Genomic DNA, 23,262 nt, shown 5'->3' with positions numbered 1-23,262 from the left:
AAAAGGCCAGTACGCTACTGACCTCTGACTGTTATCGCTCAATAATTTGCGAAACTTCGTCGCGATTGATCTGCATTTTATTGCCTGCCTGGTCGTGGTAGCTGACCAGACCGGTATCGTCGTCGACTTCGGGTTTGCCGTCGGTCAGGATCATCCGGCCATCTTTTGTCGCCATAACGTAATCGCTGCTACAGCCCGATACAGCAAACGCCAACCCGACTGCTGAAATTAACACCGCCCATTTTTTCATCGTTATCGTCCTCATCTGGCTCGTATCAAATCATAGTGTAGTATTAACCCGTTATGAAAACAGGGAGAAGCAGTAAAATCTTAAAAACCAGGCGATTATGTTTGTTAGCTCGCAAAATAAGTAAAAAACTATGTTTTTAGTAAGAAATGACGAGCAAGCAGTGCGCCGGTGAAATTCTTTTTGAGATAAAAACCGCGCGGCAACGTCAGTATCGGCTCGCCCATTGCGCCGATCGCCTCGGTCAGCGCTTTGCTGTTAGCCGCCTTTGGGCGCAGCTGTAACACTTCTCCGTGTCGGGCGGTGATGCGCTCCACCTGCCCGAGCACGATCATGTCCATCAGCTCTTCCCAGTCCAGACGCAGCTGATGCTCTTCCTCTTCATCCGGGCTCCAGAGCAGCGGCGCGCCAACGCGACGCTCAGCCAGTGGGATCTGACGTTCACCTTCAACCGGAACCCACAGCACGCGCTTCAGCTTATGGCGCACGTGGCTGGTCTCCCACGTCACGCCGGTATTACCGGTCAAAGGCGCAACGCAGACAAACGTGGTCTCCAGAGGCTTGCCCTGGCTGTCGATGGGAATGGTTTTTAACTCTACGCCAAGGGCGGCAAAATCTTGCTCTGGTTTGCTCCCGGCGCTGGCACCCAGCCACAGTTCCAGCAGCATGCCGATCCAGCCTTTATCTCGTTTCAGATCCTTCGGGATCGGAAGCCCTGCCATCGCCGCCAGTTCGCCCAGCGAGAAACCCGCCAGACGCTGAGCCTGCTGCAGCAACTGACGCTCGCTTGACGGCGGTGTGAGCAAGGGGGTAAGCGGATGCATGAAGGTAACCTTTTGATTAAAAAATAAACGAAGAAATTGTCCCTTGTGGATAGAGTTTAACTTTTTCTGTACCAATATTCCATGTCTATGATTTATAGGTTTTTTTATCGAAAATTTAGCACCAGATCTGAAACGTAAAATGGGTTGTTCAAATCTTGTCACTGACAATAAACAGGATCTTACACCATGTTATCCACAGAAAAGTGGGATAACTGGGCATAACCCTGACTACTGTTTCAATTTACAGCCTTGACGTGCGACGAAAATCCAAATTTCAGACAAATTGTGTTTAACTTATTGGCACAATCTGTGGATAAAACCGACGCTGTTCGATCTTTCATCAGCACGATGATCCCTGATGTGATGATCGTCACGCTATTCTCTTTTTTGTTGATGGTTTCATGCTTAACTATATGAAAATAATAATCTTATATAATTTCATTAAAAAAGGGAGCCTGACGGTGATTCAGGTTGTTCATGGGTAATCAGACACTTCTTCACAACTATATCCACAGAAAAGGTGAATAAAATTCCCTTCGCAGCTGCACTTCTGTTTATAACTCTGCCCTTATTTGTGAGTTATTCAAATGTTATTAGGTTGCAGGCCTGTAAGAGAGTGGTTTACCGCCTCCCTGTAGTGTGAAACAATCATTCATATATAAGGTTTAGATTGGGGTAGTCCGGTGATTGATGACGATGGCTACCGCCCGAACGTAGGAATAGTAATTTGTAATCGTCAGGGCCAGGTCATGTGGGCAAGGCGATATGGTCAGCACTCCTGGCAGTTCCCGCAAGGTGGGATTAATCCGGGAGAGTCCCCAGAACAAGCGATGTACCGGGAGCTTTTTGAAGAGGTCGGTTTAAGCCGTAAAGATGTTCGCATCCTGGCCTCGACCCGCAACTGGTTGCGTTACAAGTTACCGAAACGTTTGGTGCGTTGGGACACAAAGCCGGTTTGTATCGGCCAGAAACAGAAGTGGTTTCTTCTGCAGTTGGTGGGCAACGATTCAGACATCAATATGCAAACCAGCAGTACGCCGGAGTTCGATGGCTGGCGCTGGGTAAGCTATTGGTATCCTGTTCGTCAGGTCGTGTCATTTAAACGCGATGTTTACCGTAGGGTGATGAAAGAGTTTGCAAGTGTGGTTATGCAGCTTCAGGAGATCCCGCCTAAGCCGCAAAGCGCACCTGCCTGGCGACGTAAAAGAGGTTAAGCTACGCAAATCATGCTCACCCGCTTGCGAGAAATAGTCCAGAAGGTGGCCAGTGCTCCGCGTCTGAACGAGGCGTTGAATATTCTGGTTACTGACATCTGTCTTGCGATGGAGACCGAGGTCTGTTCGGTGTATCTGGCCGACCACGATCGGCGCTGCTATTACCTGATGGCGACCCGTGGTTTGAAAAAACCACGGGGACGAACCGTAACGCTCGCATTCGATGAAGGGATTGTCGGTCTGGTTGGACGGCTGGCGGAACCCATCAACCTTGCCGATGCGCAAAAACACCCCAGTTTTAAATACATTCCTTCCGTAAAAGAAGAGCGCTTCCGCGCTTTCCTTGGTGTGCCAATTATCCAGCGTCGTCAGCTGCTCGGCGTTCTGGTCGTCCAGCAGCGTGAGCTGCGTCAGTACGATGAAAGCGAAGAGTCATTCCTCGTTACGCTTGCCACACAGATGGCGGCGATCCTCTCACAGTCTCAGCTTGCTGCGCTTTTTGGTCAGTATCGTCATACGCGTATCCGTGCTCTTCCGGCCTCGCCAGGCGTGGCGATTGCTGAAGGCTGGATGGACGCCACGCTGCCGTTAATGGAGCAGGTGTACGAAGCCTCCACGCTTGATGAAGCGCTGGAGCGCGAGCGTCTTACCGCCGCCCTGGAAGAGGCGGCGAATGAATTTCGTCGCTACAGCAAACGCTTTGCGGCGGGTGCGCAAAAAGAGACGGCGGCTATCTTTGACCTCTATTCGCACCTGCTCTCAGACGCGCGTTTGCGTCGTGAGCTTTTTGCCGAGGTGGATAAAGGTTCGGTAGCAGAATGGGCCGTTAAAAAGGTTATCGAAAAGTTTGCTGAACAGTTTGCAGTATTAACTGACGGTTATCTGAAGGAGCGCGCCGGAGATTTACGCGCGCTGGGCCAACGTCTGCTGTTCCATCTGGATGACACCATTCAAGGGCCAAATGCCTGGCCAAAACGGTTTGTCCTGGTTGCCGATGAACTCTCGGCAACCACGCTGGCTGAACTGCCTCAGGACCGGCTAGCCGGCGTCGTGGTGCGCGATGGTGCCGCCAACTCACATGCCGCCATTATGGTACGTGCGCTGGGTATTCCTACCGTTATGGGGGCGGATATCCAGCCGTCGGTACTGCACCGACGCACGCTGGTGGTTGATGGTTACCGCGGTGAACTGCTGGTCGATCCTGAGCCGGTTCTGCTTCAGGAATATCAGCGTCTCATCAGCGAAGAGAATGAATTAAGCAAGCTGGCGGAAGATGACGTTAACCTGCCTGCGCAACTCAAAAGCGGAGAGCGGATCAAAGTCATGCTCAACGCGGGCTTAAGCCCGGAACACGAGGAGAAGCTTGGCAGCCGCATCGACGGCATCGGTTTATACCGCACTGAAATCCCGTTTATGTTGCAAAGTGGTTTCCCCTCCGAAGAGGAGCAGGTGGCGCAGTATCAGGGCATGTTGCAGATGTTTAACGACAAGCCCGTCACCCTGCGTACCCTGGATGTCGGGGCGGATAAACAGCTGCCGTATATGCCGATCAGCGAAGAGAACCCATGCCTGGGCTGGCGCGGGATCCGCATTACGCTCGATCAGCCGGAGATCTTTCTGATCCAGGTGCGCGCCATGCTGCGCGCCAACGCGGCGACGGGGAATCTCAGCATCTTACTGCCGATGGTGACCAGTATTGATGAGATCGACGAAGCGCGGCGCCTGATCGAACGTGCTGGCCGGGAAGTGGAAGAGATGATTGGCTATGCGATCCCTAAACCACGGATCGGTGTCATGCTCGAAGTGCCGTCGATGGTCTTTATGTTGCCGCAGCTGGCTAACCGCGTTGATTTTATCTCTGTCGGTACGAACGACCTGACGCAATATATTCTGGCCGTCGATCGTAACAACACCCGCGTCGCCAGTATTTACGACAGTCTGCATCCGGCGATCATTCGCGCGTTAGCGATGATTGCCCGTGAGGCGGAGCAGTACGGCATTGATTTACGCCTGTGCGGCGAAATGGCCGGGGATTCAATGTGCGTCGCGATCCTGATTGGTCTGGGGTATCGCCACCTGTCGATGAACGGCCGTGCCGTCGCACGCGTGAAGTATTTGTTGCGACATATCGACATCAATGATGCTCGCGAGCTGGCTGAGCGCAGTCTTGAAGCGCAGCTGTCCGCGGAGGTACGGCACCAGGTGGCGGCGTTTATGGAACGACGCGGTATGGGTGGCCTGATTCGCGGCGGCCGCTAATCCTCTTATTCCCTCTCCCTGTGGTGAGAGGGCACCAGTGCGGATAAAACCCTATACACATCTTTTACATCTCTGGCGCATCCTCCACGCCCGCCTTATGCTATGATTCGCAACTTTGGAGCCTCTGCTTAAGGCAGAATCGCATTTCTACCGCTGTCCACTTTCAGCGGAATAACAACATCTTGTGGTGACAGATGAACAGTGGTTATCTGCATTTTCCGGAATTTGATCCGGTCATTTTCTCAGTAGGACCTGTTTCGCTTCACTGGTACGGTTTGATGTACCTGGTGGGCTTCATTTTTGCCATGTGGCTTGCTGGTCGTCGCGCCAGCCGTCCTGGCAGCGGCTGGACCAAAAACGAAGTGGAAAACCTGCTGTACGCGGGCTTCCTCGGCGTGTTCCTCGGTGGCCGTATTGGGTATGTGCTGTTCTATAACCTCCCGGTATTCCTGAACGATCCCCTCTACCTGTTCCGCGTCTGGGACGGCGGCATGTCCTTCCACGGCGGCCTGATTGGGGTGATCCTGGTGATGGTAATTTTTGCCAAACGCACCAAACGCAACTTCTTCCAGGTATCAGATTTTATCGCACCACTGATCCCATTTGGGCTGGGGGCTGGCCGTCTGGGCAACTTTATCAACGGTGAGCTGTGGGGGCGTGTTGACCCGAGCGTCTCTTTCACCATGCTGTTCCCCGGCTCGCGTGCAGAAGACATGGCGTTGCTGCCGTCGCATCCAGAGTGGCAATCCATTTTCGATACCTACGGCGTGCTGCCGCGTCATATGTCCCAGCTTTATGAGCTGGCGCTGGAAGGCGTCGTGCTGTTCATCATCCTGAACCTGTTTATTCGCAAACCGCGCCCGATGGGGTCTGTCTCCGGCCTGTTCCTGATTGGCTACGGCGCATTCCGCATCATTGTTGAATTCTTCCGCCAGCCGGATGCACAGTTCACCGGTGAATGGGTACAGTACATCAGCATGGGGCAGATCCTCTCCATTCCGATGATTGTCGCGGGTGCCATTATGATGATTTGGGCGTATCGTCGTCGTCCACAGCAACAACTTTCCTGAGGAACCATGAAACAGTATCTTGAATTGATGAAAAAAGTGCTCGATGAGGGCACGCCGAAAAACGACCGTACCGGCACCGGTACGCTCTCCATTTTTGGCCACCAGATGCGCTTCAATTTACAGGAAGGCTTCCCTCTGGTGACGACCAAGCGCTGCCATCTGCGCTCGATCATTCATGAACTGCTCTGGTTCCTGCAAGGCGATACCAACGTTGCGTATCTGCACGAAAACAACGTCTCCATCTGGGACGAATGGGCAGATGAAAACGGCAACCTGGGCCCGGTTTACGGCAAGCAGTGGCGCGCATGGCCAACGCCTGATGGCCGCCATATTGACCAGATCACCACCGTGATGAACCAGCTGAAAAACGATCCGGACTCGCGCCGAATCATTGTTTCCGCCTGGAACGTGGGCGAGCTGGACAAAATGGCGCTGGCTCCGTGCCACGCGTTCTTCCAGTTCTACGTCGCTGACGGAAAGCTCTCCTGCCAGCTCTACCAGCGTTCCTGTGACGTGTTCCTCGGCCTGCCGTTTAACATTGCCAGCTATGCGCTGTTAGTCCATATGATGGCGCAGCAGTGTGACCTGGAAGTGGGGGATTTTGTCTGGACCGGTGGGGACACCCATCTCTACAGCAACCATATGGAGCAGACCCATCTCCAGCTGACCCGCGAACCGCGCGCGCTGCCGAAGCTCATCATCAAGCGCAAACCGGCGTCAATCTTTGACTACCGCTTCGATGATTTTGAGATTGAGGGCTACGACCCGCACCCTGGCATCAAAGCGCCCGTCGCTATCTGATGCGGTAAAGCGTGACACAACCGGTGCTATTTAGCGCCGGTTTTTTTTCGTCTTTATCCCGTTTCCCGAGGCGTTATCCAGAAAGCGTGCAACGCGCTGCAACTCGCTTAATCCCCTGGATAACGCCTCGTAAAACGTTAATTCGCTGCTCGCCACTTTATCGGCGCATCGCCACACTCCCCGTATGAAAAAAGAGAACGGTTTTACGCTTATCGAAACGCTGGTGGCTGTGTCGCTGGTCGTCATTCTCAGTGCCTCAGGCCTGTACGGCTGGAGCAGTTGGCAGGGGCAGCAGCGGCTGTGGCAAACCGCCAGCCAGGTGCGCGACTACCTGGTGTTTCTGCGCAACCATGCCAACCGGTACAACCGCGAGCACCGCATTACCTTGCAGCAGGTGGGGGAAAGGGCATGCCTGGTGAGTTCTGCCGTAAAAGGCTGTGAGCAGGGCAGCCCCTTTGCACTGATTCCACTCTGGCCAGAAGTCGCGGTCAGCGAGGTAACGCCGTCACTCGGGTTCTATGGATTGAGGGATACGGCATGGGCAGGTCGGATAAGAGTGCAAAGCCGTGCAGGAGAATGGCTGATTATTGTCTCAGATGGAGGGCGCATCAGGATGTGTCAGGTCTCGCAGGGGGGGCAATGTTGAAGCGTCAGCAGGGATTTTCCCTTACTGAAGTTCTGATTGCTACGGCCATCAGCAGCCTGTTATTGATCGGCGCATCGCGCTTTTTACCCGGTTTGCAGCGAGCGGTGTTACTGCAATCCGGCCAGCGAGAACAGGAAGAGGAGGTCTGGCAGAGACTGTTTTCCCTCGGCAAACAGCTCCAGCGGGCAGGCTACTGTGCGGGTAACTGCCAGGGACAAGGGTTGTTAACGGGCAGGCAAGGTAGCTGTGTCATTGTGCGATGGGATGCCAACAGTAACGGCAGCTGGGATAACAGTGCATCAGAAAACGACAGCACCGGTTTTCGTCTGGAGTCGGGTGCACTGGAAACCCTGCGTGGTGCAACCTCGTGTGAAGGCAAAGGATGGGAAAAGCTCACGGATCCGGACAGGCTGGTGATCACGCACTTTATGGTGAGAAAAGTTGAACACGCCAGGTTTGCGCCTGAGTTCACTATCGAACTGGCCGCTATCCGCAAGGGCGAGCAGGGGAAGCCTTATCAGGCGGTGTATACGGTCACGGGGTACAACTTGTGAACCGTCAACGTGGAATGTCTTCCCTTGCGCTGGTTCTGCTTTTACTGGTGCTTGGTACCCTGATCCTCACCGGTCTCAACCAGCAACTCACTACGTTTAGTGCGCTCGTTGGCGGAGAAAGCCGTTCATTTCAGCAGCAGGCCGCGGTGCAATCTGCGCTTGAGTGGGGACGCGTTCAGCGTTGGTCATCGGAGCCTCTGGCGCAGTGCAAACAGGCATCAGCGTGGCGAGTGTGTTTACGGCGGCTGAGTGAGACGAGTGTGCTGCTGATTGCCGGAGGCAATGACCTGCTGCTCTGGCGCTCAGGAGAGATAATCGACGGTAAAATTCACTTTTCACCCCACGGCTGGAGTGATTTTTGTCCCCTTAAGGAGCGCGCGTTATGCCAGCTACCGTAAACAAAGAGAAAGGATTTAGCATGGTTGAGGTTCTGCTGGCGATGATGCTGCTGGTGATGATCGTAACCGCACTGGCCGGTTATCACAGGGCACTGGCGGCGCGGTTTACCCTGTTTAACCAGTACCGCCAGCTCTGGCATTATGCCTGGAACCAGGCTCAGCTCTCAACGACTGCGCTGCCCGCAGGCTGGCAGGTGAGTCGGGTGCAGACAACGCACTCAGGATGTGTCAGCATCACGGTTACACTTTTTTCGCCTCTGGGGCGGCGCGGTGAGATAACGCGTCTGCATTGCCCTGTTAGCCAGTAGTCGGGAGCGTCTATGTTAAGGGTCTACCACTCAAATCGTCTGGATGTGCTGGAAGCGCTGATGGAATTTATCGTTGAGCGCGAGCGGCTGGACGACCCTTTTGAGCCTGAAATGGTGCTGGTGCAAAGCACCGGTATGGCGCAGTGGCTGCAAATGTCGCTTTCCCGTAAATTTGGCATTGCCGCGAATATTGATTTTCCGCTGCCGGCGAGCTTTATCTGGGAAATGTTTGTTCGCGTATTGCCAGACATTCCCGAGCAGAGCGCCTTCAACAAGCAGAGCATGAGCTGGAAGCTGATGGCGCTGCTGCCGGAAATGCTGCAGCACGATGAATTCGCCATGCTGCGTCACTATCTCAATGACGATACCGATAAGCGCAAGCTGTTCCAGCTGGCGTCCCGTACCGCCGATCTCTACGACCAATATCTGGTTTACCGTGCTGACTGGTTAATTCGCTGGGAAGCGGGTGAGCGGGTTGAAGGGCTACCGGAGGCGCAAATCTGGCAGGCGCCGCTGTGGAAAGCGCTGGTTGAACATACGGAGAAACTGGGCCAGCCTAAGTGGCACCGTGCCAATTTGTACGATCGGTTTATCTCGATACTCGAAAATGCGTCGGAGCGCCCGGCCCGTCTGCCGTCACGCGTCTTTATCTGTGGGATATCCGCATTACCCCCTGTCTATCTGAAGGCGCTGAATGCGCTGGGTAAACATATTGATATTCATATTTTGTTTACCAACCCCTGCCGGCACTATTGGGGGGATATCCTCGATGAACGCTGGCTTTCGCGGCTGGTAACCCGCCAAAGAAAGCGCCTTTTTGAAGAGCGATCCGTCCCTTTGTTTAAAGACGACTCCACCGCCGCGCAGCTTTTCGATGAAGACGGTATTCAGAACCTGCCCAATCCGCTGCTTGCCTCATGGGGGAAGCTGGGACGTGATTACATTCACATGCTCTCTGATATCACTTCATCGGGTGAAGGCGATGTGGATGCTTTTGTCGAGATCGCCCCGGATAACCTGCTGCATAACATTCAGCTCGATATTCTTGATCTGGAAAACCGTGCCGTTATGGGCGTGACGGCGAAAGAGTTTGAACGCAGCGACAGCAAACGGAAGCTGGATGCTGACGATCGTAGTATCACGATCCATGTGTGCCATAGCCCGCAGCGTGAGGTCGAAGTGCTTCACGACCAGTTGCTGGCGATGCTGCAGGACGATCCCGAACTCACGCCGCGTGACATCGTGGTGATGGTGGCAGACATCGATAGCTACAGCCCCTTTATTCAGGCTGTTTTCGGCAGTGCGACAGGGGAGCGATACTTGCCTTACGCTATCTCTGACCGTCGCGCTCGTCAGTCGCATCCCGCCTTGCAGGCCTTTGTTACCCTGCTTTCACTGCCGGATAGCCGCTTCATCTCGGAAGATGTCCTGGCGTTACTGGATGTTCCCGTGCTGGCCGCACGCTTCAACATCAATGAGGAAGGGCTGCGCTACCTTCGCCAGTGGGTGAATGAATCTGGCGTGCGCTGGGGGATTGATGACGACAACGTCCAGGAGTTCGAGCTTCCTCCGACCGGGCAACATACCTGGCGGTTTGGCCTGACGCGTATGCTGCTGGGCTACGCCATGGAAAGCAGCCAGGGCGAGTGGAATGAGGTGCTGCCATACGATGAGTCCAGCGGTTTGATTGCTGAACTGGTGGGGCATTTAGCGTCTCTGCTGATGCAGCTTAACCGCTGGCGTCGTGAGTTAATGCAGCCGCGTCCGCTTGAAGAGTGGCTTCCGGTTTGCAGGGCGTTGCTCAATGATTTCTTCCTGCCAGACAGTGACACCGAAGCGGCGATGGCGCTCATTGAAACGCAGTGGCAGGCTATCGTCGACGAGGGCGTGAATTCCCACTATCACGAGGCGATTCCATTGTCGCTGCTGAGGGACGAATTGACGCAGCGTCTTGACCAGGAGCGAATCAGTCAGCGTTTCCTGGCGGGCCCAATCAATATCTGCACGCTGATGCCAATGCGTTCAATCCCCTTTAAGGTGGTCTGTTTGCTCGGCATGAATGACGGCGTTTATCCTCGCGCCCTGGCGCCGCTGGGGTTCGATTTAATGAGCGCAAATCCAAAGCGGGGTGACCGTAGTCGTCGTGATGATGACCGCTATCTTTTCCTCGAAGCGCTCATCTCTGCCCAGAGTAAGCTCTATATCAGCTATATCGGCCGCTCCATTCAGGATAACAGCGAGCGCTTCCCCTCCGTTCTGGTGCAGGAGTTAGTGGATTATATCGGCCAGAGCCACTATCTGGCGGGTGATGAAGCCCTTAACTGTGATGAAAGCGAACAGCGGGTCAAGGCGCATATCACCTGTGTCCACAGCCGTATGCCGTTTGACCCGATGAACTACGTTGTTAGCGAACAGCAGAGCTATGCCCGCGAGTGGCTACCGGCCGCGAAAAAGGAGGGGAGAGCACATACGGATTTCATTCAGACACTTGACCCGCTGCCCATTAACACCCTGACTTTTGAACAGCTTCAACGCTTTTGGGCGCATCCTGTTCGCGCCTTCTTCCAGCAGCGATTGCAGGTCAACTTCCGTTCTGAAGAGAGCGAAATTCCGGATGCAGAGCCTTTTACGCTGGAAGGGCTGGAGCGCTATCAGTTAAATCTGCAACTGCTGAATGCACTGGTTGACGAGGAAGATGCTGACAAGCTTTATCGCCGCTATCGTGCGGCAGGACAACTGCCTTATGGCGCGTTTGGGGAGATCGTCTGGGAGGCGCAATGCCAGGAAATGAACGCTCTGGCGGAGCGCGTAAGGGAGCACCGTCAGCCCGGACAAAGTCTTGAAATCGATCTCAGCTGCAATGGCATCCAGCTCACCGGCTGGCTCACTCAGGTTCAGCCTGATGGGCTGCTGCGCTGGCGGCCTTCACTGCTCAGCGTTTCACAGGGATTGCAACTCTGGCTGGAACATCTTGTCTACAGTGCGTTGGGCCATAAAGGCGAAAGCCGGATTTTCGTGCGCAAAGAGGGCGAGTGGCGCTTTCCGCCAATGGAGGCAGAGCAGGCGTTTCGCTACCTCTCTTTGTACATTGAAGGCTATCTCCAGGGAATGAACAAACCCCTGCTGTTATTGCCTGAAAGTGGTGGTGCGTGGATAAAAGCCTGTTACGACGCACAGAATGATGCGATGTTAACGGATGAGGCTTCTCTGCAGAAAGCACGCAGTAAATTTATGCAGGCCTATGAAGGGAACATGATGGTGCGCGGCGAGGGGGAAGATGTCTGGTATCAGCGCTTATGGCGCACGCTCGAACCAGAGTACTTTGAGGCTATCACGGAAGAGGCAAAGCGCTACCTGTTACCGTTGTTTAAATTTAATCAGTCCTGAGCGCTGTATGAAAATTGCGCAGCATGGGGTGTTCATTTATGATGCACTTCTTATCACGGACTGATGTACCCCCAATAAAGAGATGTTGGCGTGTCCAGCACGCAGTGTGTTAATGATGTTTACCCTAAATAATTCGAGTTGCAGGAAGGCGGCAAGGGTGTGAATCCCCTGGAGCTTACATAAGTAAGTGACTGGGGTGAACGCACGCAGCCAACGCACATGCAACTTGAAGTATGACGGGGATAGCCGTGATAAAGAGGTCGTAATGCCAGGCAGCACCGTGTTCAAAGCGTTTGTTTTGTTTATCGCCCTTTGGGCTCCCTTCACTCAGGCAGACTCCGGTTGGCAACCCGTTCAGGACACTATCCGTAAGAGCGAAAAAGACACCCGGCAGTATCAGGCGATCCGGCTTGATAACGGCATGACCGTGCTGCTGGTTTCCGATCCGCAGGCGGTGAAATCCCTCTCGGCATTGGTCGTGCCGATTGGATCGCTGGAAGATCCTGAGGCTCATCCGGGGCTGGCGCATTACCTCGAACACATGACGTTAATGGGGTCAAAGAAGTATCCGCAGCCGGATAGCCTGTCCGAATTTCTAAAAATGCATGGCGGCAGCCACAATGCCAGCACGGCACCTTACCGCACGGCCTTTTATCTCGAAGTCGAAAATGACGCGCTGGACGGGGCGGTTGATCGTCTTGCGGATGCTATCGCCGCGCCGCTGCTGGATAAAAAATACGCCGATCGCGAACGCAATGCGGTGAATGCCGAACTGACGATGGCCCGTACCCGAGACGGTATGCGTATGGCGCAGGTCAGCGCTGAGACGATCAACCCGGCGCACCCAGGTGCACGCTTCTCGGGCGGCAATCTGGAGACGCTCAGCGATAAACCCGGCAGCCCGGTCATTGATGCTCTGCATGCGTTTCGCGACAAATACTACTCAGCCAACCTGATGAAAGCGGTTATTTACAGCAACAAACCGCTGCCTGAACTGGCTGGTTTGGCGGCAAAAACGTTTGGCCGGGTGCCAAATAAAAATATCGACCTGCCAAAGATTGACGTGCCGGTTGTCACGGACGCGCAAAAAGGGATCGTCATCCACTACGTTCCTGCCATGCCCCGCAAGGTGCTGCGCGTTGAGTTCCGCATTGATAACAACACCGCACAGTTTCGCAGCAAAACCGACGAGCTGGTGACCTACCTGATTGGTAACCGCAGTCCGGGAACATTATCCGACTGGCTGCAAAAACAGGGGCTGGTGGAAGGGATTCGCGCCGATTCGGATCCTGTTGTAAACGGCAACAGCGGCGTGCTGGCAATTTCCGCTACCCTGACCGACAAAGGGCAGGCGAACCGTGATGAAGTGGTTGCCGCTATCTTCAGCTACCTCTCTTTGCTGCGTGAGAAAGGCGTCGATAAGCGCTATTTTGATGAACTCGCTCATGTGCTGGATCTCGATTTCCGTTACCCGTCCATCACCCGCGACATGGATTATGTGGAGTGGCTGGCGGATACCATGATCCGCGTGCCGGTGGAACACACTCTCGATGCGGTCAATATTGCCGATCGCTATGATGCGGCGGCGTTAAAAGCGCGCCTGGCGATGATGACCCCGCAGAATGCCCGTATCTGGTACATCAGCCCGAACGAACCGCATAACAAAACGGCCTACTTTGTCGATGCACCTTATCAGGTAGACAAGATCGGCGACCAGACCTTCGCTGCCTGGCAAAAGAAGGCTGGAGAGATTGCGTTGACGTTGCCGGAACTGAACCCTTACATTCCGGATGATTTTACGCTTATCAAAACCACTAAGGATTATCCGCACCCCCAGCTCATTGTCGATGAGCCGACGCTGCGCGTGGTGTATACCCCAAGCCGTTATTTCGCGAGCGAGCCAAAGGTGGATGTCAGCGTGGTGCTGCGTAATCCGAAAGCGATGAATAGTGCCAAAAATCAGGTGATGTTCGCGCTTAATGACTATCTCGCGGGTATCGCGCTCGATCAGCTTAGCAACCAGGCAGCCGTTGGCGGGATCAGCTTCTCCACCAATGCCAACAATGGGTTGATGCTGAATGCAAATGGCTATACCCAGCGTTTGCCTCAGCTGTTCCAGGCACTGCTGGAGGGCTATTTTAGCTATACACCGACGGAAGAGCAGCTTGAGCAGGCCAAGTCCTGGTATGCGCAGATGATGGATTCTGCGGAAAAGGGCAAAGCCTACGATCAGGCGCTGATGCCAGCGCAAATGCTGTCGCAAATCCCGTATTTCCAGCGTGAAGAACGCCGGGCATTGCTGCCATCTATCTCATTAAAAGAGGTGCTGGCTTACCGTGATGCGCTGAAAACTAACACGCGTCCTGAGTTCCTTATCGTCGGTAACATGAGTGAGGAACAGGCTAAAACGCTGGCAGAGAATGTCCGCACTCAGCTGGGTTCGAAAGGCGACGAGTGGTGCCGTAACCAGGACGTGCTGGTTGAGAAAAAACAGAATGTGATTTTTGAAAAAGCGGGTAGCAGTACCGATTCCGCGCTGGCTGCAGTGTTTGTGCCCACGGGCTATGACGAATTCTCCGGGTCAGCACAGAGCGCGGTGCTGGGGCAGATTATTCAGCCGTGGTTCTATAACCAACTGCGTACGGAAGAGCAGCTTGGCTACGCGGTATTTGCTTTCTCGATGAACGTTGGCCGTCAGTGGGGGCTGGGCTTCCTGCTGCAAAGCAGCGATAAACAACCGGCCTATCTCTGGCAGCGCTATCAGGCGTTCTTCCCGCAGGTAGAAGCAAAGCTGCGGGCCATGAAGCCGGAAGAATTTTCCCAGATCCAGCAGGCCGTCATTGCGCAGGTGATGCAGCCGCCGCAGACGCTGGGCGAAGAGGCATCGCAGCTGAGCAAAGATTTTGATCGCGGTAATATGAAATTTGATTCGCGTGATAAAGTAGTGGCCGAGATAAAACAGCTGACGCCGCAGAAGGTTGCGGACTTCTTCCATCAGGCCGTGATTAAGCCGCAGGGCATCACCATTCTGTCTCAGGTTTCCGGTAGCCAGAACGGGAAAACGGAGTACGTGAACCCACAAGGCTGGAAAGTCTGGAAGAGCGTCAGCGCGCTGCAGCAATCAATGCCCTGGAGTAAGAAAGAATGACCGATACCGCTGAGTCCCTTGATCCCTTACGTTTACCTCTACAGGGTGAACGATTGATTGAAGCCTCAGCGGGAACGGGAAAAACGTTCACAATTGCCGCGCTCTATCTGCGCCTGCTGTTAGGGCTTGGCGGTAACGCTGCTTTTCCGCGCCCTTTGAGCGTTGAAGAGCTGTTGGTCGTGACCTTTACCGAGGCCGCCACCGCTGAGTTGCGCGGCCGTATTCGTACCAATATTCACGAACTGCGCATCGCCTGCCTGCGCCAGAGTACGGATAACCCTCTCTACGCGAGCCTTCTGGAAGAAATTGCTGATAAGCAGCAGGCCGCCCAGTGGCTGCTCCTTGCGGAACGACAGATGGACGAAGCGTCCGTCTTCACCATTCACGGGTTTTGCCAGCGCATGCTGAGCCTGAATGCGTTCGAATCCGGCATGCTGTTTGAACAACAACTCATTGAAGATGAATCCGTGCTGCGCTATCAGGCCTGTGCGGATTTCTGGCGTCGCCACTGCTACCCGTTACCGCGCGATATCGCCGAAGCGGTACATGCCTTGTGGAAAGGGCCAGAGGCACTGCTGCGCGCCATCGATCGTTATCTTCAGGGGGAAGCGCCGGTCATCAAATCGCCGCCGCCAGCGGATGAAACCCTGGCCTCACGCCATGAAAAAATCATCGCGCGAATCGCAGACATCAAGCAAAAATGGAATGAATCAGTCGGCGAGATTGAGGCGATCATCGAGAGTTCCGGGATCGACAGACGCAAGTTCAACCGTGGCAACCAGGGGAAATGGATCGAGAAGATCAGCGCATGGGCGCAGGAAGAGACGCGCGGTTATCAGCTTCCGGACGCGCTGGAGAAATTCTCACAGCGTTTCCTGGTTGAGCGGACCAAAGCCGACGGCATTGTGCCTGAACATCCCCTGTTTGTGGCAATTGAAACTCTGCTGGCGGAGCCCCTGACGCTTAACGATCTGATGATCACCCGTGCGATGACGGAAATTCGCGATGCCGTGGCGCGCGAAAAGCGCCGGCGGGGCGAGCTGGGGTTTGATGACATGCTGAGTCGCCTTGATGCGGCGTTGTGCAGCGAAAATGGCGAAGCGCTTGCAGAGGCGATTCGTACTCGCTTCCCGGTCGCAATGATTGACGAGTTTCAGGATACCGACCCTCAGCAGTACCGTATTTTCCGCCGTATCTGGCGCCATCAGCCCGGCACCGCACTGCTGTTAATCGGCGATCCGAAGCAGGCCATTTACGCTTTCCGCGGTGCGGATATTTTCACCTACATGAAAGCCCGCAGTGAGGTTGATGCGCACTATACGCTCGATACCAACTGGCGATCCTCTCCCGGCATGGTGGAAAGCGTTAACGCGCTGTTCAGTCGCATGGATATGGCGTTTATGTTCCGGGAAATCCCGTTTCTGCCGGTCAAATTTGCCCCGAAAAACGATTCGTTGCGCTTCGAATTCAACGGTGAGACGCAGCCCGCCATGCACTTCTGGCTGCTGGACGGCGAAGGCTGTGGCGTCGCCGACTATCAAAATGCCATGGCCCAGTACTGTGCGGCGCAGATTAGGGACTGGCTCAGCGCAGGCGCGCGGGGAGATGCGCTGCTGTGGAAGGGCGATAAACCCGCGCCGGTAAAAGCATCCGATATCACGGTGCTGGTGCGAAGCCGCCAGGAGGCCGCGCTTATTCGCGACGCCCTGACGCTACTGAATATTCCGTCCGTCTATCTTTCCAACCGCGACAGCGTTTTTGAAACGCTGGAAGCCCAGGAGATGCTTTGGCTGCTGCAGGCCGTGCTGGCGCCAGAGCGTGAGAGTGCGCTGCGCAGTGCACTGGCGAGTGCGATGCTCGGGCTGAATGCGCGTGATATTGATGTGCTCAACAATGACGAAGCCGCGTGGGATGCCGTGGTAGAAGAGTTTGTTCGCTACCGCGAAAAATGGCAAAAGCGCGGCGTGATGGCGATGGTGCGCGAGCTCATGGCAGAGCGTCACATTGCGGAGAACATGCTCGCAACCGCGGGCGGTGAGCGCCGTCTGACCGATATTCTGCATATCAGCGAATTGCTGCAGGAAGCGGGGACACAGCTGGAGAGCGAGCATGCCCTGGTGCGCTGGCTGGCGCAGCAGATTGCCGACCCGAACAGTAATTCGTCCAGCCAGCAGATGCGCCTTGAGAGTGATAAACACCTGGTGCAAATCGTCACCATTCACAAATCGAAAGGCCTGGAATATCCGCTGGTCTGGCTGCCCTTTATCGCCAATTACCGCGTTCAGGATCAGGCTTTTTACCACGATCGCGAGTCGTTTGAAGCGGTACTCGATCTCAGCAACGCAGAGTCAAGCGTTGAGCTGGCCGAAGCCGAGCGTCTGGCAGAAGATCTGCGTCTGCTTTATGTGGCGCTGACCCGCTCGGTCTGGCACTGCAGCCTGGGCGTTGCGCCGCTGTTTCGTCGCCGGGGCGATAAGAGCGGCGAGAGTGATTTTCATCTGAGTGCGCTGGGAAGGCTTATCCAGCGAGGCGAACCCAAAGATGCTGCCGGTCTGCGCCAGTGCATCGAATCTCTTTGCTCAGAGCATGTTGCCCTGCATATTCCGTCTCAGCCCGACAACAGCCGCTGGCAGACGCCGGAACAGAGAGCGTCAGAGCTGCATGCCCGCCAGGTTGCCCGCACGATTGCCGACGACTGGCGCGTTACCAGTTACTCCGGTTTACAGCAGCACGGGCAAAGCGTTGCTCAGGATTTGATGCCTAAACTGGACGTAGATGCCGCAGGCGCAGGAAGCGCGCCCGCTGAACCGGTGCTCACGCCGCATCAGTTCCCGCGTGGGGCCTCGCCGGGCACGTTTTTACACAGCCTGTTTGAAGAGCTGGATTTTACCCAGCCGGTCTCTGAAGAATGGGTGCTGAAGATGCTCCAGAGCGGCGGCTACGACGCCCAATGGCAGCCGGTTCTCACCGACTGGCTCCGCGCTGTTTTGCACGCGCCGCTCACGACACAGGGGATTTCCCTCAGCCAGCTGACCGCCAAAGATAAACAGGTCGAAATGGAGTTTTATCTCCCCATCGCCAGCCCGCTCAGGGCCGACGCGCTTGACGCGTTGATCCGTGAGTACGATCCGTTATCCGCCGGGTGCCCACCGCTCAACTTCCGCCAGGTTCAGGGGATGTTAAAAGGGTTCATCGACCTGGTTTTCCGCCACGAAGGGCGCTACTACCTGCTGGATTACAAATCGAACTGGCTGGGTGAGAACAGCGAAGCCTATACCCAACAGGCGATGGCCTCAGCGATGCAAATGCATCGCTACGACCTGCAGTATCAGCTCTATACCCTGGCGTTGCACCGGTACCTGCGCCATCGCATGGCCGATTACCGTTACGAAGACCATTTTGGCGGCGTTATTTACCTGTTCCTGCGCGGCGTGGATGCTAACGACCCGCAGTCGGGCGTTTTCAGCACCCGTCCGGCCGTGGAGCTGATTGAAAAAATGGATAACCTGTTTGCTGCACGCACAGAGGAGGTGGTATGACGATGCAGGCGCTATTGCTGGAGGCGGTAGAACAACGATTATTGCGCCACCTGGACGTGCAGTTTGCCATGATGGTGGCGGGCGAGGAGCCAGCCGTTATGCTCGCTGCCGCCATTCTGAGTAAGGACGCAGGCGAGGGGCATGTGTGCCTTCCGCTGTCGCGTCTGGCTGTGGATGAGAAAATGCCTCCGGCGCTGCAGTCGTGTTTCGCGCTGCTCGGTGAGGCAGTGGACTGGCAGGCGATATTACTCCGCTCGCCTGCCGTCAGCGCGACCGATACCGGGACGCCACTGATTTTGACCGGCGAGCGTTTGTATCTGAACCGACTCTGGCGTAACGAACTGACGGTGGCGCGCTTCTTCAGCGAGACCAACGCCCCGCTTCCCTGCGATGAAGCGCAGCTCCGGCAAGTGCTGGATACGCTGTTTACCTCTGACGACGCGACTGACTGGCAGAAAGTGGCGGCCGCCGTGGCGTTAACGCGGCGGATCTCGGTGATTTCGGGCGGCCCGGGCACCGGGAAAACAACGACGGTGGCAAAACTGCTTGCCGCGCTGATTCAGTTATCCGGTGAGCAAAAGTGTCGTATTCGTCTGGCGGCTCCCACCGGTAAAGCCGCGGCACGTCTGACGGAGTCATTAGGCGGTGCCCTGCAAAAATTGCCGCTCACAGGGGAACAGCTTGCGCTTTTTCCCAATGAAGCCAGCACGTTGCATCGGTTACTTGGCGCGCAGCCGGGTAGCCAGCGTCTGCGCTACCATGCCGGTAACCCGCTACACCTGGATGTGCTGGTGGTGGATGAAGCGTCGATGATTGACCTGACGATGATGTCGCGGCTGATCGATGCTTTGCCGCCTCATGCGCGGGTCATTTTCCTCGGCGACCGTGACCAGCTAGCGTCCGTGGAAGCCGGGGCCGTGCTGGGTGATATCTGCACCTATGCCAGTCTGGGTTATACCGCGGAACGCGCGGAGGAGTTGGCCCGCCTGACAGGGTGTTCCCTTGCGGCGGAACAGCACTCAATCGCGGGCCCGCTGCGCGACAGCTTGTGCCTGCTGCAAAAAAGCTACCGTTTCGGCAGCGACTCCGGCATCGGGCAGCTTGCGTCGGCGGTGAACCGGGGAGACCGGCACACGACCTGTGCGGTGTTTGACGGTACCTTTACCGACATTGAGAAAAAATCGCTGCAAAGTGGGGAAGAGTATCAGGCGATGCTGGATGATGCCCTGCTGGGGTATCAACATTTTCTCACCGGCGTACAACAGCAACGTCCGCCGGAGCAGGTGATTGCCGCGTTTGGCGAATATCAGTTGCTCTGCGCGTTGAGGGAGGGGCCGTTTGGCGTCAGCGGCCTGAATGACAGGCTGGAACAGCTGCTGGCGCAGAAACGTAAAATCAACCGTACCCTGCACTCGCGCTGGTATGAAGGACGCCCGGTGATGATTTCCCGCAACGACAGTGCGCTGGGGTTGTTTAATGGCGATATCGGCATTGCACTCGATCGCGGGCAGGGATTGCGCGTCTGGTTCCAGATGCCGGATGGTAGCGTGAAGTCCTTCCAGCCCAGCCGTTTGCCCGAGCATGAAACTGCGTGGGCGATGACGGTGCATAAATCGCAGGGCTCTGAGTTTAACCATGCGGCGTTGATCCTGCCGACGCAGCTTTCACCTGTCGTTACCCGCGAGTTGATCTATACCGCCATCACGCGTGCGCGTCAGCGCCTGTCGCTGTATACCGATGAACGCGTGCTGATGCAGGCCATCGCCACCCGCACGGAACGCCGAAGCGGGCTGGGCGCAATCTTTGAGTCTCTCTGAATGGGGGACGAAATGCAGGCCGGGTAAGCGCAGCGCTTCCCGGCAAGTGGTGTATTATCCCAGGTCGGCCATCAGCACTTTTGAACGGCGCTGATAGTTGTACATCTCTTTCTTCGTTTCCGGCAGGGAATCGATATCCACCGGCGTGAACCCGCGTTCCTGGAACCAGTGAATGCTGCGCGTGGTCAGGACGAACAGCTTGCTCAATCCCATCTGGCGCGCCTGCGCCGCCACGCGATCTAGCAGCATTTCTCCGCGAGAAGAGCTCCGGTAGTCAGGATGCACAGCCACACAGGCCATTTCACCGATCTTCTCTTCCGGGAACGGATAGAGCGCGGCGCAGGCAATGGTCAGGTTATCGCGCTGAATAATGGTGAATTTGTCGATCTCCATCTCCAGCTGTTCACGGGAACGACGCACCAGAATACCCTGCTGCTCCAGCGGGCGGATCAGTTCCAGAATACCGCCGATATCGTTGATGGTCGCGCGGCGTATCTGCTCCGCACTCTCCATGACAATCTGAGTACCGATGCCATCCCGGGAGAACAGCTCCTGCAGTAAGGCCCCGTCTTCCTGATAGCTGATCAGGTGGCTACGGCGCACGCCGCTACGGCAGGCCTTCACCGCACCACGCAGAAAACGCACGGTGCCGGAGTGGTAATCTCCTTCGGCCTCCAGCGCTTCCACGCGCGCCTGGGCTTCATTCGGGAAGAGTTCCGGCACAATCACCCCTTCATCGTTAACGACGCCCTGTGAGGAGCAAAACCCAATCATTTTTTCCGCCTTCAGCTTGATAGCCAGCTGGGTGGCAATCTCTTCTGACGTGAGGTTGAAGCTTTCGCCGGTCACGGATACCGCCACCGGGCCCATGAGCACGATGGCACCGCTGTCCAGCTGGCGGTGAATGGCCTCTTCATCAATACGACGAATGCGGCCGCTGTGGCAGTAATCCACGCCATCGTCCACGCCGAGCGGTTGGGCGATGATAAAGTTGCCGCTCACGACGTTGATATGCGCCCCCTGCAGCGGTGTGTTGTTCAGACTCATCGACAGGCGAGCCGTAATATCCAGCTGCAGCAGCCCCGCCGCCTGTTTCACCAGTTCCAGGGTTTTTGCATCTGTGACGCGGGTATGTTTGTGGTAAATCGGCTCGTGGTGGTGAGCGGCCAGGTTGGCATCGATCTGCGGGCGCGCGCCGTAGACCACCACCAGGCGGATCCCGAGACTGTGCAGCAGGCCTATGTCATTGACGATGCTTGAAAAATTTTCATGTTCAATGGCTTCGCCACCAAGCATGATGACAAACGTTTTTCCCCGGTGGGCGTTGATATAGGGAACAGAATGGCGGAATCCCTGGACCAGTTCGGTTCTACGTTCCTTCACCATGGCACAACCCTTAATGAATGTTTATTCGTAATTTCTGTATTTTTATTCGATTGTGGCCGCGTGTGCAAGTGCAAATTTTCTGCGACCCACAGAAATGAATAAGTAATCCGTGCGTTAGCAGCGAATTGTTTACCCTTTTATAGATGACAGTTTATGCGTCATTCGTTAAAGTTTTCGGTCAATCTGGACTTTTGTATATCAGTTCGTTTTCTTGCTCGGGAGAAGCATGTCGGGATCCAATTCAGCAATAAGCCGCCGCCGTTTGTTAAAAGGGGCCGGGGCAATGTGGTTGCTTAGCGTCAGCCAGGTCGGCCTTGCCGCCACGAGTCAGGTGGTGGCGGTGCGCGTCTGGCCGTCGTCGACGTACACGCGCGTGACGGTCGAATCCAATCGTGTGCTGAAATATAAGCAATTTGCCCTCAGCAATCCTGAACGTGTGGTAGTGGATCTCGAAGGCGTGAACCTTAACTCCGTGCTGAAGGGGATGGCGGCGCAGATCCGCGGTGACGATCCGTTTATTAAATCGGCGCGCGTCGGGCAGTTTGATCCGCAAACCGTGCGTATGGTGTTTGAGCTCAAACAGAACGTGAAGCCGCAGCTGTTCGCTCTCGCCCCTGTGGCGACGTTTAAAGAGCGTCTGGTAATGGATCTCTACCCAGCCAATGCAACGGATATTCAGGATCCGCTTCTGGCCCTGCTGGAGGATTACAACAAAGGCGATCTGCAACGTCAGGTTCCGCCTGCGCAAAGTGGTCCGCAGCCGGGCAAAGCGGGGCGCGATCGCCCGATTGTGATCATGCTCGATCCTGGCCACGGCGGCGAAGACTCGGGTGCGGTGGGGAAATATCATACGCGGGAGAAAGACGTGGTGCTGCAAATTGCCCGTCGTCTGAAGGCGTTGATTGATAAAGAGGGCAATATGCGCGCCTACATGACGCGCAATGAAGATGTCTTTATCCCCCTGAAAGTTCGCGTGGCGAAAGCGCAGAAGCAGCGTGCGGATCTCTTCGTCTCGATCCACGCAGATGCCTTTACCAGCCGTCAGCCGAGTGGATCGTCAGTGTTTGCGCTCTCAACCAAAGGCGCGACCAGTACCGCGGCGCGTTACCTGGCCGACACTCAGAACGCCTCGGATCTGATCGGTGGCGTGAGCAAAAGCGGTGACCGCTACGTCGACCACACGATGTTCGATATGGTGCAGTCCCTGACCATTAACGACAGCCTGAAGTTTGGTAAAGCAGTGCTGGGCAAGCTGGGTAACATCAATAAGCTGCATAAAAACAGCGTTGAGCAGGCCGGGTTTGCGGTGCTTAAAGCGCCGGATATTCCCTCCATACTGGTCGAAACGGCGTTTATCAGTAACGTTGAAGAGGAGCGTAAGCTCAAGACGGCAAAATTCCAGCAGGAGGTGGCGGAGTCGATTCTGGCGGGGATTCGGGCGTATTTCTCAGACGGGGCGACGCTGGCGCGACGCGGATAGCGCATTCAGCCGGGTGAAACGCCCGGCACATTCACAAACGACAGATACAAAAAAAACACCCTTCAGGGTGTTTATTGTTTTTAGAAGTGTTGGTTGCGGGGGCCGGATTTGAACCGACGACCTTCGGGTTATGAGCCCGACGAGCTACCAGGCTGCTCCACCCCGCGTCCGTCTTTCTACTCTT

At 55.5% G+C, this 23,262-nt stretch carries 16 protein-coding genes, 1 tRNA gene and 1 pseudogene; 13 read left to right on the top strand and 5 right to left on the bottom strand.

Features of this window, described 5'->3' with window-relative positions:
• Nucleotides 1–31: 31 nt before the first annotated feature.
• The 3 genes and pseudogenes from L383_RS10020 to L383_RS26390 form a co-directional block, all read right to left on the bottom strand.
• Nucleotides 32–250: a YgdI/YgdR family lipoprotein gene (locus tag L383_RS10020; RefSeq protein WP_014885085.1), complete on the bottom strand. Its 219-nt coding sequence runs from the start codon at nt 248–250 to the stop codon at nt 32–34.
• A gap of 128 nt (nt 251–378) precedes the next feature.
• Nucleotides 379–1,071 (bottom strand): DNA mismatch repair endonuclease MutH, encoded by a 693-nt coding sequence (mutH, locus tag L383_RS10025; RefSeq protein ID WP_014885084.1) that lies wholly within the window; start codon nt 1,069–1,071, stop codon nt 379–381.
• Nucleotides 1,072–1,225: 154 nt separating this feature from the next.
• A pseudogene (locus L383_RS26390) lies at nt 1,226–1,291 on the bottom strand (hypothetical protein); the annotation flags it as partial.
• A gap of 463 nt (nt 1,292–1,754) precedes the next feature.
• On the opposite strand from L383_RS26390, the gene rppH reads away from it, so the two are divergent.
• The 12 genes from rppH (at nt 1,755) to recD (ending at nt 20,212) form a co-directional block, all read left to right on the top strand.
• Nucleotides 1,755–2,285 carry an RNA pyrophosphohydrolase gene (gene rppH / locus L383_RS10030; RefSeq protein ID WP_013098553.1) on the top strand — a complete coding sequence of 177 codons (531 nt, stop codon included), beginning with the start codon at nt 1,755–1,757 and terminating at the stop codon, nt 2,283–2,285.
• Between the two features lie 12 nt (nt 2,286–2,297).
• On the top strand, nt 2,298–4,544 hold the full coding sequence (ptsP, locus tag L383_RS10035) for a phosphoenolpyruvate--protein phosphotransferase (RefSeq protein ID WP_023331220.1): 2,247 nt from the start codon (nt 2,298–2,300) through the stop codon (nt 4,542–4,544).
• Nucleotides 4,545–4,738: 194 nt separating this feature from the next.
• The gene (gene lgt, locus L383_RS10040) at nt 4,739–5,614 is read left to right on the top strand and encodes a prolipoprotein diacylglyceryl transferase (protein WP_014885082.1); all 876 of its coding nucleotides are present in this window, start codon (nt 4,739–4,741) and stop codon (nt 5,612–5,614) included.
• Nucleotides 5,615–5,620: 6 nt separating this feature from the next.
• Entirely contained in the window at nt 5,621–6,415 is a 795-nt protein-coding gene (gene thyA / locus L383_RS10045; RefSeq protein WP_014885081.1) for a thymidylate synthase, read from the top strand.
• A 184-nt stretch (nt 6,416–6,599) separates the two neighbouring features.
• Nucleotides 6,600–7,061 carry a prepilin peptidase-dependent protein gene (locus tag L383_RS10050; protein ID WP_023331219.1) on the top strand — a complete coding sequence of 154 codons (462 nt, stop codon included), beginning with the start codon at nt 6,600–6,602 and terminating at the stop codon, nt 7,059–7,061.
• Nucleotides 7,055–7,615, top strand: coding sequence for a prepilin peptidase-dependent protein (locus L383_RS10055; RefSeq protein WP_023331218.1), 561 nt, complete (start codon nt 7,055–7,057; stop codon nt 7,613–7,615). The genes L383_RS10050 and L383_RS10055 overlap by 7 nt, the downstream gene beginning before the upstream one ends.
• Nucleotides 7,612–8,013: a DUF2509 family protein gene (locus L383_RS10060; RefSeq protein ID WP_032629471.1), complete on the top strand. Its 402-nt coding sequence runs from the start codon at nt 7,612–7,614 to the stop codon at nt 8,011–8,013. Before L383_RS10055 ends, L383_RS10060 begins: the two co-directional genes overlap by 4 nt.
• On the top strand, nt 7,998–8,321 hold the full coding sequence (locus L383_RS10065) for a prepilin-type N-terminal cleavage/methylation domain-containing protein (protein WP_023331216.1): 324 nt from the start codon (nt 7,998–8,000) through the stop codon (nt 8,319–8,321). The genes L383_RS10060 and L383_RS10065 overlap by 16 nt, the downstream gene beginning before the upstream one ends.
• Nucleotides 8,322–8,333: 12 nt before the next feature.
• Nucleotides 8,334–11,708 (top strand): exodeoxyribonuclease V subunit gamma, encoded by a 3,375-nt coding sequence (gene recC, locus L383_RS10070; RefSeq protein WP_023331215.1) that lies wholly within the window; start codon nt 8,334–8,336, stop codon nt 11,706–11,708.
• Between the two features lie 265 nt (nt 11,709–11,973).
• The gene (ptrA, locus tag L383_RS10075) at nt 11,974–14,856 is read left to right on the top strand and encodes a pitrilysin (protein ID WP_023331214.1); all 2,883 of its coding nucleotides are present in this window, start codon (nt 11,974–11,976) and stop codon (nt 14,854–14,856) included.
• The gene (recB, locus tag L383_RS10080) at nt 14,853–18,395 is read left to right on the top strand and encodes an exodeoxyribonuclease V subunit beta (protein WP_023331213.1); all 3,543 of its coding nucleotides are present in this window, start codon (nt 14,853–14,855) and stop codon (nt 18,393–18,395) included. The genes ptrA and recB overlap by 4 nt, the downstream gene beginning before the upstream one ends.
• A complete protein-coding gene (gene recD, locus L383_RS10085; RefSeq protein ID WP_023331212.1) occupies nt 18,392–20,212 on the top strand; it encodes an exodeoxyribonuclease V subunit alpha in 1,821 nt (606 codons plus the stop codon). Before recB ends, recD begins: the two co-directional genes overlap by 4 nt.
• Before the next feature lie 54 nt (nt 20,213–20,266).
• On the opposite strand, the gene argA is transcribed toward recD, so the two are convergent.
• Nucleotides 20,267–21,598 (bottom strand): amino-acid N-acetyltransferase, encoded by a 1,332-nt coding sequence (argA, locus tag L383_RS10090; protein ID WP_023331211.1) that lies wholly within the window; start codon nt 21,596–21,598, stop codon nt 20,267–20,269.
• Nucleotides 21,599–21,824: 226 nt separating this feature from the next.
• Between argA and amiC the strand changes: the two genes are divergently transcribed.
• Entirely contained in the window at nt 21,825–23,078 is a 1,254-nt protein-coding gene (gene amiC / locus L383_RS10095; protein ID WP_014885071.1) for an N-acetylmuramoyl-L-alanine amidase AmiC, read from the top strand.
• A 90-nt stretch (nt 23,079–23,168) separates the two neighbouring features.
• Here amiC and L383_RS10100 read toward each other — a convergent pair.
• Nucleotides 23,169–23,245: transfer RNA gene (locus L383_RS10100), tRNA-Met, on the bottom strand.
• Between the last annotated feature and the right edge of the window lie 17 nt (nt 23,246–23,262).

It is taken from the genome of Enterobacter sp. MGH 37, assembly GCF_000534515.1.
In the GTDB taxonomy this organism is placed as follows: domain Bacteria; phylum Pseudomonadota; class Gammaproteobacteria; order Enterobacterales; family Enterobacteriaceae; genus Enterobacter; species Enterobacter kobei.
This window is presented reverse-complemented; position numbering and strand designations above follow the sequence as displayed.

Bases quoted from the DNA above. Each gene is read 5' to 3' on its own strand.
- L383_RS10020 (WP_014885085.1), bottom strand. From the start codon at position 250: ATGAAAAAATGGGCGGTGTTAATTTCAGCAGTCGGGTTGGCGTTTGCT.
- mutH (WP_014885084.1), bottom strand. From the start codon at position 1,071: ATGCATCCGCTTACCCCCTTGCTCACACCGCCGTCAAGCGAGCGTCAG.
- ptsP (WP_023331220.1), top strand. From the start codon at position 2,298: ATGCTCACCCGCTTGCGAGAAATAGTCCAGAAGGTGGCCAGTGCTCCG.
- lgt (WP_014885082.1), top strand. From the start codon at position 4,739: ATGAACAGTGGTTATCTGCATTTTCCGGAATTTGATCCGGTCATTTTC.
- thyA (WP_014885081.1), top strand. From the start codon at position 5,621: ATGAAACAGTATCTTGAATTGATGAAAAAAGTGCTCGATGAGGGCACG.
- L383_RS10050 (WP_023331219.1), top strand. From the start codon at position 6,600: ATGAAAAAAGAGAACGGTTTTACGCTTATCGAAACGCTGGTGGCTGTG.
- L383_RS10055 (WP_023331218.1), top strand. From the start codon at position 7,055: ATGTTGAAGCGTCAGCAGGGATTTTCCCTTACTGAAGTTCTGATTGCT.
- L383_RS10065 (WP_023331216.1), top strand. From the start codon at position 7,998: ATGCCAGCTACCGTAAACAAAGAGAAAGGATTTAGCATGGTTGAGGTT.
- recC (WP_023331215.1), top strand. From the start codon at position 8,334: ATGTTAAGGGTCTACCACTCAAATCGTCTGGATGTGCTGGAAGCGCTG.
- ptrA (WP_023331214.1), top strand. From the start codon at position 11,974: ATGCCAGGCAGCACCGTGTTCAAAGCGTTTGTTTTGTTTATCGCCCTT.
- recB (WP_023331213.1), top strand. From the start codon at position 14,853: ATGACCGATACCGCTGAGTCCCTTGATCCCTTACGTTTACCTCTACAG.
- recD (WP_023331212.1), top strand. From the start codon at position 18,392: ATGACGATGCAGGCGCTATTGCTGGAGGCGGTAGAACAACGATTATTG.
- argA (WP_023331211.1), bottom strand. From the start codon at position 21,598: ATGGTGAAGGAACGTAGAACCGAACTGGTCCAGGGATTCCGCCATTCT.
- amiC (WP_014885071.1), top strand. From the start codon at position 21,825: ATGTCGGGATCCAATTCAGCAATAAGCCGCCGCCGTTTGTTAAAAGGG.